This window comes from Serratia marcescens (assembly GCF_029846115.1).
Lineage (GTDB): Bacteria > Pseudomonadota > Gammaproteobacteria > Enterobacterales > Enterobacteriaceae > Serratia > Serratia marcescens_L.
In genome coordinates, this window is sequence record NZ_JARVZZ010000001.1 from 1,919,225 (window position 1) to 1,932,023 (window position 12,799).

Annotated in this window: 19 protein-coding genes; 12 read left to right on the forward strand and 7 right to left on the reverse strand. The window is 60.2% G+C overall.

What is annotated here, in order from left to right; translation table 11 throughout:
* Positions 1-653: 653 nt before the first annotated feature.
* From QDT79_RS08870 to QDT79_RS08885, 4 genes are all read left to right on the forward strand, one after another.
* The gene (locus QDT79_RS08870) at positions 654-1,115 is read left to right on the forward strand and encodes an adenine nucleotide alpha hydrolase family protein (protein WP_107227156.1); all 462 of its coding nucleotides are present in this window, start codon (positions 654-656) and stop codon (positions 1,113-1,115) included.
* Positions 1,116-1,289: 174 nt separating this feature from the next.
* Complete coding sequence (gene pagP, locus QDT79_RS08875) at positions 1,290-1,880, forward strand: lipid IV(A) palmitoyltransferase PagP (protein ID WP_049202316.1); 591 nt, start codon at positions 1,290-1,292, stop codon at positions 1,878-1,880.
* Positions 1,881-2,006: 126 nt separating this feature from the next.
* Positions 2,007-2,495, forward strand: a complete 489-nt coding sequence (locus tag QDT79_RS08880; RefSeq protein ID WP_015376789.1) for a YjjA family protein — start codon at positions 2,007-2,009, stop codon at positions 2,493-2,495.
* A 49-nt stretch (positions 2,496-2,544) separates the two neighbouring features.
* Complete coding sequence (locus QDT79_RS08885; RefSeq protein WP_004940597.1) at positions 2,545-2,808, forward strand: putative hemolysin; 264 nt, start codon at positions 2,545-2,547, stop codon at positions 2,806-2,808.
* Positions 2,809-2,843: 35 nt separating this feature from the next.
* Here QDT79_RS08885 and QDT79_RS08890 read toward each other — a convergent pair whose 3' ends face one another.
* On the reverse strand, positions 2,844-3,368 hold the full coding sequence (locus QDT79_RS08890) for a hypothetical protein (RefSeq protein WP_233221904.1): 525 nt from the start codon (positions 3,366-3,368) through the stop codon (positions 2,844-2,846).
* A complete protein-coding gene (locus tag QDT79_RS08895; protein ID WP_242512579.1) occupies positions 3,310-3,600 on the reverse strand; it encodes a hypothetical protein in 291 nt (96 codons plus the stop codon). Before QDT79_RS08895 ends, QDT79_RS08890 begins: the two co-directional genes overlap by 59 nt.
* Positions 3,601-3,633: 33 nt before the next feature.
* Here QDT79_RS08895 and QDT79_RS08900 point away from each other — a divergent pair, with 33 nt between their 5' ends.
* Both QDT79_RS08900 and QDT79_RS08905 read left to right on the forward strand, forming a co-directional pair.
* Positions 3,634-4,416, forward strand: a complete 783-nt coding sequence (locus QDT79_RS08900; protein WP_308316410.1) for a DeoR/GlpR family DNA-binding transcription regulator — start codon at positions 3,634-3,636, stop codon at positions 4,414-4,416.
* A 2-nt stretch (positions 4,417-4,418) separates the two neighbouring features.
* Positions 4,419-4,802: a VOC family protein gene (locus QDT79_RS08905; RefSeq protein ID WP_308316411.1), complete on the forward strand. Its 384-nt coding sequence runs from the start codon at positions 4,419-4,421 to the stop codon at positions 4,800-4,802.
* On the opposite strand, the gene QDT79_RS08910 is transcribed toward QDT79_RS08905, so the two are convergent.
* Positions 4,803-5,711: a LysR family transcriptional regulator gene (locus QDT79_RS08910; protein ID WP_063990879.1), complete on the reverse strand. Its 909-nt coding sequence runs from the start codon at positions 5,709-5,711 to the stop codon at positions 4,803-4,805.
* A 125-nt stretch (positions 5,712-5,836) separates the two neighbouring features.
* On the opposite strand from QDT79_RS08910, the gene QDT79_RS08915 reads away from it, so the two are divergent.
* The 5 genes from QDT79_RS08915 to QDT79_RS08935 all read left to right on the forward strand — a co-directional run bounded on the left by QDT79_RS08915 (position 5,837) and on the right by QDT79_RS08935 (position 8,811).
* The gene (locus QDT79_RS08915) at positions 5,837-6,718 is read left to right on the forward strand and encodes a pirin family protein (RefSeq protein ID WP_308316412.1); all 882 of its coding nucleotides are present in this window, start codon (positions 5,837-5,839) and stop codon (positions 6,716-6,718) included.
* 118 nt (positions 6,719-6,836) lie between these two features.
* Positions 6,837-7,463, forward strand: a complete 627-nt coding sequence (ycaC, locus tag QDT79_RS08920; RefSeq protein WP_033653308.1) for an isochorismate family cysteine hydrolase YcaC — start codon at positions 6,837-6,839, stop codon at positions 7,461-7,463.
* Between the two features lie 154 nt (positions 7,464-7,617).
* Positions 7,618-7,947, forward strand: a complete 330-nt coding sequence (locus QDT79_RS08925) for a hypothetical protein (protein ID WP_063990881.1) — start codon at positions 7,618-7,620, stop codon at positions 7,945-7,947.
* Between the two features lie 73 nt (positions 7,948-8,020).
* The gene (locus QDT79_RS08930) at positions 8,021-8,473 is read left to right on the forward strand and encodes a thiol-disulfide oxidoreductase DCC family protein (RefSeq protein WP_107227161.1); all 453 of its coding nucleotides are present in this window, start codon (positions 8,021-8,023) and stop codon (positions 8,471-8,473) included.
* Between the two features lie 86 nt (positions 8,474-8,559).
* On the forward strand, positions 8,560-8,811 hold the full coding sequence (locus QDT79_RS08935; protein WP_130018550.1) for an ABC transporter ATP-binding protein: 252 nt from the start codon (positions 8,560-8,562) through the stop codon (positions 8,809-8,811).
* Here QDT79_RS08935 and QDT79_RS08940 read toward each other — a convergent pair.
* From QDT79_RS08940 to QDT79_RS08950, 3 genes are all read right to left on the reverse strand, one after another.
* Positions 8,802-9,350 carry a GNAT family N-acetyltransferase gene (locus tag QDT79_RS08940; protein WP_063990883.1) on the reverse strand — a complete coding sequence of 183 codons (549 nt, stop codon included), beginning with the start codon at positions 9,348-9,350 and terminating at the stop codon, positions 8,802-8,804. The genes QDT79_RS08935 and QDT79_RS08940 overlap by 10 nt on opposite strands.
* Before the next feature lie 95 nt (positions 9,351-9,445).
* Positions 9,446-10,192, reverse strand: a complete 747-nt coding sequence (locus QDT79_RS08945) for a DUF2076 domain-containing protein (protein WP_107227163.1) — start codon at positions 10,190-10,192, stop codon at positions 9,446-9,448.
* Positions 10,193-10,317: 125 nt separating this feature from the next.
* Positions 10,318-11,103, reverse strand: coding sequence for a helix-turn-helix transcriptional regulator (locus QDT79_RS08950; RefSeq protein WP_038873182.1), 786 nt, complete (start codon positions 11,101-11,103; stop codon positions 10,318-10,320).
* A gap of 117 nt (positions 11,104-11,220) precedes the next feature.
* Here QDT79_RS08950 and QDT79_RS08955 point away from each other — a divergent pair, with 117 nt between their 5' ends.
* A complete protein-coding gene (locus QDT79_RS08955) occupies positions 11,221-11,991 on the forward strand; it encodes a class I SAM-dependent methyltransferase (RefSeq protein ID WP_063990885.1) in 771 nt (256 codons plus the stop codon).
* Between the two features lie 55 nt (positions 11,992-12,046).
* Here the strand turns inward: QDT79_RS08955 and aqpZ are convergent, their stop codons facing one another.
* Positions 12,047-12,742, reverse strand: coding sequence for an aquaporin Z (gene aqpZ, locus QDT79_RS08960; RefSeq protein WP_025301712.1), 696 nt, complete (start codon positions 12,740-12,742; stop codon positions 12,047-12,049).
* Positions 12,743-12,799: the final 57 nt, after the last annotated feature.

A 12,799-nucleotide genomic window follows, 5' to 3' on the forward strand; every position in this document is an offset into this window, starting at 1 on the left:
CTTTATTTTGTCAGGCGAAAATCAGCAAAAATAAATTGCTGGCGATGTTGTGTCGTTAGCATTAACAGTTATTTAAAGCGTTGGCTTGTTCAAGAGACGGCTGGCAGGCGGTAAATAGGCGGTTTGTATTCGGCGCTTTACGCGATTGAGTAATGCATAAAAAGTAGGGTTATTGAATATTGGGAAGAGACGGTATTTTTCATTGGCGGTATATCGACAGAAAAGCGGCGGCGCATTGGCATTTATCATGATGCAGGGCGAATCATCCGGTACTTTTGACGCTGCGTTAAATCCTGCCTGGTAGCACCCGGCTGTGGGTCTGGAAAAGAAAAACCGAAGCTGACGTAAAGGGGGATTTTGGTGATCCGCCGCACGCTTATTTCATGAAACCATCCAGTAACCAATAAAAAACAAAAAATTAACAACAGGCGTTTTTTGTTCGCCCGTTTTCGTCAGCTTTGCTTTACGGGGGCCGCAGTGCGCGCCACGTCGGGCCGGCGTTAAAATACGCCGTTGCGGGCGTTAATATAACGTGGTGGCCATCACATTCCGTGGGAAGTGATACGTAAACTTTTCTCTACGTGCGCGCAGATGGCGTATACCTACCAGAGAGGGTCGTGCCCCAGTGGCACTGGCCAACGGGGGAAAGAGCGATGAAAAGCTATCGACATATTCTGGTACTGATTCACGATGAGCGCGATGGGCTGCCGTTGCTGCGTCAAACGGTGGCGATGGTGCGCGGGCTGCCGATTGCCATCACCGTCGGCCACCTTAACGCCGACTATGCGGAGCTGGAGTACGGCAGCGATGCGCTGGTCAAAGATCGCCAGGCGCAGGAGGTGATCGCCGCCAAGGCGATGCTGAGCCGGTTGGTGAGCGCCGTCGATGCGCCGATTGCGGTCAAGCAAATCGTCACCATCCGGCGCTTTAAGGACGTCAGCGATTTCATTCATCAGGCCGGCATCGATCTGGTGGTGGTCGGGCACCAAAACCGCGTGTTCGGTCTCTATTCCTCATATTCTCTGGAGTTTGTGAACCGTCTCGATGTCGATGTGTTGGTCAAGCATCTTGCCCGCGAGTCGCGTGCGACAAAGCGGACTTTTCCCACGGTTTAGCCGTCCTAAAGGCGATAGCATGCGGATATCGGTACAGTTTGTTATGAATTATTGGGAATTTTCCGGTGCTAAACTTAACCAAAGCACAACGGGCGTTGGATAAATTAGATACAGCTTGATCTTGCCTGGGCTATCGGTAAAAATCTGCGGCCGTATTTTTACAGGAGCTTTACGATGTTTCTCAAACGGACTCTTTTGGCATGTTCTCTGGCGTTGATATTTCCTGCACTGCCTTCTTACGCTGAGGTTGGTACAGAAAGTGGCAATACCGCGCAGGCTGAAAAACCGGGTCTATGGCAGCGTTTTACCCATAACGTGGCGGAGACCTGGAACAACTCGCCTAACCACGATCTCTATATCCCGGCCATCACCTGGCACAACCGTTGGACTTACGATGATGAACATATCGATAAGTACAACGAGCGCCCGTGGGGCGCCGGTTACGGCATCTCCCGCTACGACAGTGACGGTGACTGGCACGGCATCTACATCATGGCGTTCAAGGACTCCTTCAACAAGTGGGAGCCGATCGGCGGCTACGCCTACGAGAAGATCTGGCGCCCGCTGGATGACAAGGATTTCCGCCTGGGCCTGGGCTTCACCGCCAGCGTCACCGCGCGTGACAACTGGAAATACATTCCCATCCCGGCGCCGCTGCCGCTGGCCTCTATCGGCTATCAGCGGCTGACGTTCCAGGCGACCTACATTCCCGGCACCTATAACAACGGCAACGTGTTCTTCGCCTGGCTGCGCTGGCAGTTCTAAACTTCCTGAATTCCGAAAAACGGCGCGGTGGAGAGATAAAAGGAACTTGTCGCCGCCGCTGGCGTCGGAAGGGTATCCCGGCGCGCTGCGCCGATCGCATGCCGTTATTACAGGAGTTTCACCACTATGATCACCAAACATCGTTTACTGCTGGCTTTGGCGCTGTCCGCTACCCTGGCCAGCGGCGCCACCCAGGCCGCCGGGCTGATGGATTCCCTCAGCAGTGCGGCGGGCGAACTGAGCAAGTCGGGCGGCGACAGCAGCGGCGGCATGTCGCTTTCCTCGTTGACCGGCCTGCTGAACGGTGGCGACAAGGCATTGAGCTCCAGCAGCATGACCAATGCCGCCGGTATCCTGCAGTACTGCGTGAAAAACAACGTGCTGTCGGCTAACGGCGCCGAAGGGGTGAAAGATCAGCTGCTCAGCAAGCTGGGCATCACCAGCACCGAAAACGCCAAGAGTCAGGATTATCAGCAGGGCCTGGGCGGCTTGCTGCAGACCGGCGAAGGCAAGAGCCTGGATCTGAACAGCCTGGGCACCTCGCAGATCACCGAGAAGGTGAAGCAAAAAGCCTGCGATCTGGTGCTGAAACAGGGCAAATCCTTTATTTCATGATGAGCGAACGGCGGAGCGCTCCGCCGTTCTTTTTGCATAAGCTGGAAAAATGAAAAAAACGTTGATGCTTTCCCTGTTGGCAGGGATGACGATGTTGCAGGGGTGTTCCGTGAAATCCAACGATGCGCCGCCACCGCCGCAGGTGAAACCGATCGGCATGGCGAACCCGGCCGACGTGTACTGCACCCAAATCGGCGGCAAGCTGAATGCCAAAGAGAATGCGGCAGGCCAGTATTCCACCTGCACCTTGCCGAGTGGACAGGAAATTGAAAGCTGGGAACTGTTCCGCCGCGATCACCCGGTGAAAAAGTAACCCTCGCGGCGCCGGCTTTTCCGCCCGGCGCCCGATCAGAATTGGCGATCCCCTATCGGCTGCAGCTGCAGGCTGCCGTCCTTCTGTAGCGTCAGCGGCATGCGCCAATCGCTCTGTTTATCCAGGTTGAACGGCCGGGAGCGGAACATGCAGCCGGTCTTGATGTTCTTGATTTTCATGACGTGTTCCGCGTCCGCATTGATTTTCATCTCGAAGCTGCCGGCGGGTGGAATAAAGACTTCCGCCAGCTGTTGCGGCGCCGTCGGCGTTTCCAGCTTGACCAGCACCGCGAAATCGTTGCCCTGGTTATCCAGCGTCAGCCGATGCAGACCGGTCGCGGGCAGCCGCGTCGGCTGATGCAGATAACCGGCTGAGGCGGGCCACGGCTGCCCGGCATTGTCATGCAGCGGACCGCCGCACTGTTCACGCGCCTCGCGCAGCGGCATTTCGCGCTTTATTGCGCGGTTATAATCGGTGGGGGCGGCGAGGCTGAACTCGTCGTCAGATTGGTGGGCGCGCAAATAGCGCTTGGCGCCGAGCACCCCAACGGCGATCAGCATGAAGAACAAAAATATCCTCAGGCGATTTTTGAAAATCAGCCCGAACAGCTTCCCGGGGAGTTGAAACAGCCACCTTGCGATCGTCAATAACATCGTTTTCCCTTAGCGTCCAAGCCGTTACGTCTGCGGTAACTTCGCTTGCCTCAGTATAGCCAACATCCCGCAGGCGAAAATCCTGCCCGGCGATTTTTCTTTCGCTCTGTATTGTACGTTTTTGTTTGTTTGTGTACATTTGTGATCACTTTAGCGTCACCGGATTGACATGATGTCCAAACTGTTACCGAATGAGCGCCACCAGGCCATTCTCGATGCGCTTCGCCAACAGGGGCGGGTGCTGGCCCCGGAGATGGCGCAGCGGTTGAATACCACTGAAGCGACCATCCGCCGCGATCTGCGCCAGCTGGCGGCGCAGAACCTGTGCAAACGCATCTATGGCGGCGCGCTGGCGCCGACGCCGGCCGAGGGCCCCGTTGCGGCACGCATGGCGCTCAGCGGCAATGAGAAGCTGGCGCTGGCGCAGACCGCGCTGGAGTTGATCGGTGAAGAGCAGCTGATCTTCCTCGATGCCGGCAGTACCCACCTGTATCTGGCGGATCTGTTGCCGCGCGATCGGCGTTTGACGGTGGTGACCAATGCATTGAGCATCGCCGGCAAAATGCTGGAACGGCCGGGGATCCGCACCATCCTGATCGGCGGTGAGCTGGATGCGCAGGTCGGCGGCTGCGTGGACGCCAAAGCGGCGGAAGAGATAGACGGTTTCCACTTCGATCTGGTGTTCACCGGCATCTGCGCCTACGCCCCGGACGGCGGCTTCTCCGCGCTGAGCTACCAGGACGCCACCTTCAAAAAGCGGCTGCTGACGCGTGCCGGCAGCGTGGCGGTGCTGTGTACCCGCGACAAGCTCAATACCTACGCCCCTTACCCCTTCCTGCCCGCCGGGCGGGTGGATCATCTGGTGACGGCGCGCGGCGCGCACCCGCAGCTCGAGCTGCAGGTGGCGCAGGGCGGCGGCCAGGTTTGGCACAGCGATTTACCGACCGGAGAATGATGATGAAAATAGCCCATGTTGCCATGTGGACCCGTGATATCGACGCGCAGCTGGCGTTTTGGCAGCGCTATTTCAACGGTGAGGCGGGCGAGGAGTACGTCAGCCGCAACCGGCCGGGGTTCGTTTCCCGCTTCGTCAGCCTGGCGACCGGGCCGACGCTGGAGATCATGCGCGTGCCGACGCTGTTGCCGGCGCCGGCCCAGGAGGAACGGGTGGGCTGGGCGCACATCGCGCTGTCGCTGGGGGATGAACAGCAGGTCGACCGGTTGGCGCAGCGCGCACAGCAGGAGGGCATTTTGCTGTCCGCGCCGCGCTGGACCGGCGACGGCTTCTATGAGGCCGTCATCCGCGATCCGGACGGCAACGCGATCGAAATCACCGCCTGATCACTCTTCTTCAATGCTGGCGAACTGCTCGCCCAGGTAGTCGAGCAGCAGCCGCACCGCTGGCAACAAACCGCGGCGCGATGGGTAGACCGCATGCACCACGCCGCCCTGCGGTTGCCAGCCGGGCAGCAACTGAACCAGTTCGCCGCGCAGCATGTCGTCGCGCATCATCATCGCCGGCAGCTGAACGATGCCGGCGCCGGCGATGGCGGCGGTGCGCAGCATCAGCATGTCGTCGGTGACCAGCCGCGGCGTGTGTTCCCACTCGACCCGCTCACCCAGCGGGCCGGTCAGCCGCCATTGGTGCTGACCGCGCGCCGGGCCGAGATCGAGCGTCGGGTATTTACGCAGGTCTTCCGGCGTGCGCGCCGGCCCGAGGGTGCGCACCAGCGCCGGGCTGGCGGCGACGCACCAGGTGCGCTGCGCCAGGATCTTCAGCACCAGATCGCTGTCTTCCAGCGGCGGCGGCCGCACGCGGATCGCCAGATCCAACCCTTCGCCCACCACGTCCACCCGGCGGTTGGTGGCCTCCAGATGCACCGTCACCTTCGGATAGTCGGCCATAAAGGCCGCCACCATGCTGCCGACGCGGGTGTGCAGGATCGCCACCGGGCACGACATGCGCACCGTGCCGCAGGGCTCGGCGCGCGTCTGTTCGATCGCCTGCTGCGCCGCTTCCGCTTCCACCAGCATCGCCTTGCAGTGCGCGTAATAGGTTTGGCCGACCTCGGTCACCGAGAAACGCCGCGTCGAGCGCTGGATCAGGCGCACGCCCAGCCGCTCTTCCAGCAGCGCCACGCGGCGGCTGAGCTTGGATTTGGGAATGCCCAGCGCCCGGCCGGCGGGGGCAAATCCCTGGTGATCGACCACGCTGGCGAAAAAAAACAGATCGTTCAGATCGGTCAGCATCGTATCCCTTATCGTTCTACCAGTAGAACGCTGAGTGTACATCTTGCCTACTACTGCAGCAAACTCCGACAGATTAAACTTCTGCCATCAACTTAAGGCCGTGAGGTCTGAAACGGGAGTTCAAGATGAAAAAAATCCTCGGTATTCACAACAGCCCGGAAGCGCATTGGGTCGGTAACGGTTTCCTGGTGAATTCGCTGTTCTCTTATAACGATTTGGGGGCGGAAATGAGCCCGTTCCTGCTGCTGGATCACGCGGCGCCAACCAAATTCCGCTCTTCCTCCGGCACCCGAGGCGTGGGTCAGCATCCGCATCGCGGGTTTGAAACGGTGACCATCGTTTATCAGGGCGAAGTGGAACACCGCGACTCGACCGGCAGCGGCGGGGTGATTGGCCCCGGCGACGTCCAGTGGATGACCGCCGCCTCCGGCATTCTGCACGAAGAGTTCCATTCGCGGGACTTCTCGCGCAAGGGCGGCACTATGGAAATGGTGCAGCTGTGGGTCAACTTGCCGGCCAAAGACAAAATGGCCAAGCCGGGTTACCAGACGCTGCTGAACGCTGATATTCCGGTGGTTCCGCTGGCGGACGGCGCAGGGCAGGTGCGGGTGATCGCCGGTGACTTTGGCGGCCACGCCGGCCCGGCACGCACTTTCAGCTCGCTCAACGTGTGGGATATGAAGCTGAATGCCGGCCACACCACCACGCTGACGGTGAAAGAAGGCCATACGCTGGCGTTGGTGATGCTGCACGGCGCGATCCTGGTCAATGGCGAAGAGGTGGTGCGTGAAACCCAAATGGTGCGTTTCGACCGGGCGGGGGATTCGATCACTATCGAAGCCAACAACGACGTCGCGCTGCTGGTGTTGAGCGGCGAACCGATCGATGAGCCTATCGTCGGCTACGGCCCGTTCGTCATGAACAGCGACGCGGAAATCCAGCAGGCGTTCCGCGATTTCAACAGCGGCAAGTTCGGTAGCATGAACGCCGAAGCGACCGCCGGTTGATCCTTGGCGTCTGGGCCGGGTCGTGTTCCCCGGCTCAGGCGCTACACTTAAACCTCAACGCCCCGTCCCAGCGGCGGGGCGTTTCATCCGCAACATCAACCCCCACAGGAGTAAAACCATGACTGCAAATTACAAGCGCCTCGACAAGGACCAGGCCGCCGTATTGCTGGTGGATCATCAGGCAGGGCTGCTTTCGCTGGTGCGCGATATCGATCCCGATCGGTTTAAAAATAACGTGCTGGCGCTGGGTGATTTAGCGAAGTACTTCAATCTGCCGACCATTCTGACCACCAGTTTTGAAAACGGCCCCAACGGCCCGCTGGTACCGGAATTGAAGGCCCAATTCCCCGATGCCCCGTTCATTCCCCGCCCCGGTCAAATCAACGCCTGGGACAACGACGATTTCGTCAACGCAGTGAAAGCCACCGGCCGCAAGCAGCTGATCATCGCCGGCGTGGTGACCGAAGTGTGCGTGGCATTCCCGGCGCTGTCTGCGCTCAATGAGGGTTTCGAGGTCTTTGTGGTGACCGACGCCTCCGGCACTTTCAATGAGCTGACGCGTCAGTCGGCCTGGAGCCGTATGGAAGCTGCCGGCGCGCAGTTGATGACCTGGTTCGGCGTCGCCTGCGAGCTGCATCGCGACTGGCGCAACGACATCGAAGGTCTGGGCACGCTGTTCTCCAACCATATCCCGGACTACCGCAATCTGATGACCAGCTACAACACGCTGACTAACGGTAAGTAACACGACGGTCCTTTACCCCACCTTTCGCCTTTCATCACGTTAGACGCGGGATGTAAGCAAAACGTAGCGGGGCGAAAAGGTAGTGAAAAGCGGCTTTCTCATGGGCCGGGGGCGGGGTAGCGTAATCCCGAACCCGGCAAATGAGGCAAATTCAATGAAACAAGCAATCAAGATCCTGGCGCTGCCCTGCATGGGCATGGCGCTGTTGTTCAGCGCGAGCGCGATGTCGGCCCCCGAGGCGCCTGCGGCCAAAGCGTTGCCGCCTGCGGCGGATGAACCGATGCGCATGCCGCCTTTCCCGGGCGGGCACCCGCCCAAGCCGGGGTTCTGCCACGGCGGTGAATTGTTCTGCGCCACCTCGGCCAGCGACAATCCGGTGGAAACCATCAACAAACTGACGGCGGTAATCCCGGCGGGCAGCGCCAAACATTACGAAGTGCGCGTCGCGGTGGTGGCCGTGCCTGACGCCCCGCCTGCGCGTTAACGGACCGTCATCCCGCTCTGGTTCGCACGCTCAAGGCGCGTTAGGCTAAGGCGTGCGTTTAACGGGAGGCGGGATGACCCCTTTATCACCATTGCCCTATCTCCAGCCCGGCGATCGCGCGCTGTTGTTCGACGGCGCATGCAATCTGTGTCACGGGCTGGTGAGGTATCTTATTCGCGCCGATCGACAGCGGCGCATTCTGTTGGCGACGGTGCAATCCGTCGAAGGGCAGGCGATCCTGCAGGCGTTGGGGTTGCCGACCGATCGTTACGATTCCGTGGTCTATGTTGAGCAGGGGCATTATTGGCTGCGTTCGGCGGCGCTGTTCCAGGCGCTGCGTCAATTGGGGTGGCCGTACCGCGTACTGGCGTTGGCGCGTTACCTGCCGCCGCGGCTGGCGGACAAGGTCTACGATGCGGTCGCCGGCAATCGCTACCGGCTGTTTGGCCGTAACGACGGCACCGATTTGCCGGGCACCGACCAGCCCGGGCGCTATCTGCCCCGGCGGCGGGAACCGCCGGCCTGAGCTTTACGCATCTTTACCATCCAACCGCTTGAAATATCAACACCCCAGCTCCATATAATGGAACGATCAGCCAACAAGGAGCGCGTATGGGAATCAGTGAAGAAGAGCACATCCGCCGTTTGACCCAGGAGAAGAACGACATGGGCAATACGGCAAAATGGGTGGCGATCGTTTCCGCCGTGTACTTTGCCTTGATGGTGTTTTACGGCCACCCGACAGGGGTGTTGGCGATGTCGGGCGCGGTGTTCATCGTTTCTACCACCACCTGGCTGAAAAAGCGTCAGAAGGTCAAATCTTACCGCATGGCGTTGGCCAAAATCAGCGACAATCAGCCCTGATAGTCGCCGCGCTTTAGCGTATACACCAGGCTCGGCGCCGCGCCGGGCACGTCATCCAGCGTATCCACACGCTGCATGCCAATTTTTTCCAGCACTCGCCACGAAGCCTGATTCTCTGCGCGCACAATGGCGGAAATCTCGCCCACCTCCAGCCCGATAAAACCGTATTGCAATGAAGCCCGCGCCATCTCGGTGGCCAGCCCCATGCCCCACACGCGGGTGTCGAAGCGATAGCCGAGGTTGACGGTGCGCTGCGCGCCGAGCGGTTTCCAGGACAACCCGCCAAACCCGATAATCCAATCCGGCCGTTCGCGCAGGGCGAGCGCCCAGGAGCCGTAGCCGTGTTGCCGCCAGCCGGCGAGCCGGTCCTGCAGCGCCGAAGCGGCCTGCGCTTCACTGGTGAGCGGGCCGGCGGGGTTGAAGCGTTGGGTTTGCGGATCGCCAAAGATGGCGTAGAAACGTTCGAGGTCCGCCATCACCGGCGGCCGCATCTGCAGGCGTTCGCTAAAAAAAGGGGCGGTAGGATTAAAGCTCTGCATCGTTTCTCCTGGCCGGATAAATGGACAGCGTTCACTGTAGTCCAGATCGGCGAAACGGGAAATCCCCCTCTGCGAGTGAGAGGGGGATAGGGGCATTACAGGAAGGAATCGTCGTCGTCGTTGTAATCGTCGTCGGCGTAGTCCGTGTCATCCTGGTCGTTGGCATTCTGGAAGGCGTTGTCCTGATTCAGGAAGCTGCCGCCGTCGCCGTTGTTGAAGGTATCAAGGTTGTTGGAGGCGTCGAAATTGCGCATCGCGCTGTCGTCCAGCGGCGCCGGGGTTTCTTCGATAATATTCACGATTTCCTGCGGCTGCGAATGGCGGAACATGCCGGTCAGCATGTCGGCCAATACCACGCCCCCGGCGACGCCCGCCGCGGTTTGCAAAGCCCCACCCAGGAAGCCGCCGGCGCGCGAAGGCGCCGCCTGCTGCGGTTGGGCATAGGCAGGCTGCTGCGGCTGCGAGTAGCCCCCCTGCTGCACGTTGTTCCAGGCCGCCGTATTTTGCTGCTGCGCCTGATACTGTTCACGCGGGCTTGGCGTACTGCGGCTGCCGCCGCCGAACAGGCCGGCCAGGAAGCCGCCGCTGCTCTGTTGGCCGTTGGCGGTTTGCTGCAGCTGCGCGACCTGGGCTTCCAGCTCTTTGACTCGCTGGTCCATCTGTTTGAGCGCCGCTTCCTGAATGATCATCGCCTGCGCCATGTAATAAGGGGCGGAAGGCTGCTCGCGAATATGCTGATTAATTTGCTGTTCTGCCTGGAGATCCCGTGGGCCCGTCTTGGTCTCGGCTTCTTTCAGGCGGCCAAACAGACCATCGATAAGGCGTTGTTCTTCGGATTGCATAGGCGTACCTCGGGAGATAAAAAACGGTGCTGGATGATCGTTGTCATCGGTAACAATCACCCTAGCGCGTTTACATGAACCAATAAATAAATGGCGGGTAAACCTGTCTATGAATTTGTTACCAATTACGGCAGCGGGATCAGCATCACCAGCTTCAGACCGCCGTGCTCCGCCGGATGGAAGGTGAGCTGGCGATAGCGCAGCGCACCTTGCTGAGGGTGCTCGAACGCGCGCTCGCCGCCTTCGCGCGCCATCACGTCATGCTGTTTCCACCAGTGATTAAAGTCCGCGCTGTTGTGCGTCATGTTGCGCACGAAGGCGCGCATCTCTTCAGTGTTTTGATGATGGCTGGTTTCGGCGCGGAATTCGGCCACCACGCGGCGAGCGCGCTCTTCCCAATCGCTGACCAGCGTTTTCGCCAGCGGGTGGAAGAACATGAAGTGCAGCAGGTTGGGGCTGTTGGCCACATCTAGCCAGCCGCTGAACAGCGCCGCCGCCTGTGGGTTCCAGGCGACGACGTTCCAGGTCACGTCCAGCAGGTAGCAGGGCACCGTCATCTGGTGCACGCTTTGCAGCACCGCGTCGTTGGCGGTTTCTCGGTGCGTTTCCTGCTCGGGGTCGGCGACGCGCGCCAGGGTAAACAGGTAGTGGCGTTCGGCGGGGCCGAGCCGCAGCGCCTTGGCGATGCGTGCCAACGTATAGGGGGAAATGGACACCTCGCGGCCCTGTTCGATCCAGGTATACCAGGTGGCGCTGATGCCGCTGATTTGCGCCAGCTCTTCGCGCCGCAGGCCGCTGGTGCGACGGCGCGAGGAACTGGGCAGGCCGAGCATTTCCGGCGTGATGCGTTCGCGGTGCGCGCGCAGGAAAGCGCCGAGGGCCTTTGGCCCGGATAAGGCTTCTGATGACATAGCGTGGTACCTATTTATACCAGGATAACTGCTCATATTGTACCCGTATAGTAGCCTGATTATAGTAGCCGAAAGCCTTCAGGCACAGGCGCAAGCCGGATAATAACGGGAGCAAACATGAGCATCAGCAACAGCCATAAAAACGCAGTAGACCGGCAGTTCGGCGAGCAGGCCAACGCCTACTTAACCAGCGCGGTACACGCGCAGGGCAAGGATTTGCAACGCCTTGCACAGTTACTGGAACCGCACGCCAGCGCGCGCCTGCTCGATCTGGGCTGCGGCGCCGGGCATGCCAGCTTCACGGCGGCGGCCAGGGTGGCGCAGGTGGTGGCCTACGATCTGTCGGCGCAGATGCTGGCGGTGGTGGAGCAGGCGGCGGCGGAAAAAGGCCTGAACAACATTCAGCTGCAGCAGGGCGTGGCGGAGTCTTTGCCGTTTGAAGACGCCGGCTTCGATCTGGTCATCAGCCGCTATTCGGCGCACCACTGGCACGACGTCGGCCAGGCGCTGCGTGAGGTCAGGCGGGTACTCAAGCCGGGCGGCAGAGCGATCTTTATGGACGTGGTCTCGCCGGGGCATCCGCTGTTGGATATCTACCTGCAAACCGTGGAGGTGCTGCGCGACACCTCACACGTGCGCAACTATGCGCCGGGCGAGTGGCTGGCATTATTGACCGAGGCCGGGCTGGTGGTGCGCGAGGTGACGTCGGATAGATTGATGCTGGAGTTTGGCAGTTGGGTGGCGCGTATGCGCACGCCGGCGCATTTCGTGACCGCGATCCGTGCGCTGCAGCAAAGCGTGTCGCAGGAGGTGGCGGCGCACTTCGCCATTCAGCCGGATGGCTCCTTTACCAGCGATATCATGATGTTTGAAGTGACGAAGGGCTGAAACAACGGGGCAGCCGATGAAGGCTGCCCCGTGAAACGCTTCGGCTGCGATGCGCTTATTTTTTGTCTTCTAGCAGGCAGCGGTAGATCAGGCCGCCGATAATGCCGCCGACCAGCGGCACCAGCCAGAATACCCACAGCTGCTGCAGCGCCCAGGTGCCCTGGAAGATCGCTACGCCGGTGCTGCGCGCCGGGTTGACGGAGGTGTTGGTCACCGGGATGCTGATCAGGTGGATCAGGGTCAGCGTCAGGCCGATCGCCAACGGGGCAAAGCCTGCCGGCGCGCGCTTGTCGGTCACGCCATGAATAACGATCAGGAAGAAGGCCGTCAGCACCAGCTCAATCACGATTGCTGATTGCAGAGAGTAACCGCCTGGAGAGTGTTCGCCGTAACCGTTGGAGGCGAAACCGCCTGCGGTGGCGTCGAAACCGGCTTTGCCGCTGGCGATCAAATACAGCACCGCCGCTGCGGCGATACCGCCGATCACCTGAGCGATAACGTAAGGGATCACGTCTTTCGCCGCGAAACGGCCACCGGCGAATAAGCCGACGGTGATCGCCGGGTTAAAGTGCCCGCCGGAAATATGGCCGACGGCATAGGCCATCGTCACCACGGTCAAACCGAAAGCGAGCGCGACGCCGAGGAAACCAATACCCAGTTGTGGGAATGCCGCTGCTAATACTGCGCTACCACAACCACCAAACACCAACCAAAATGTGCCAAAAAATTCGGCAAAAAGTCGCTTTGACATAGATTCCATCCTGCGGAATTGACTAACGGGCGTTAGCACTAAAAACTATAGAACAGC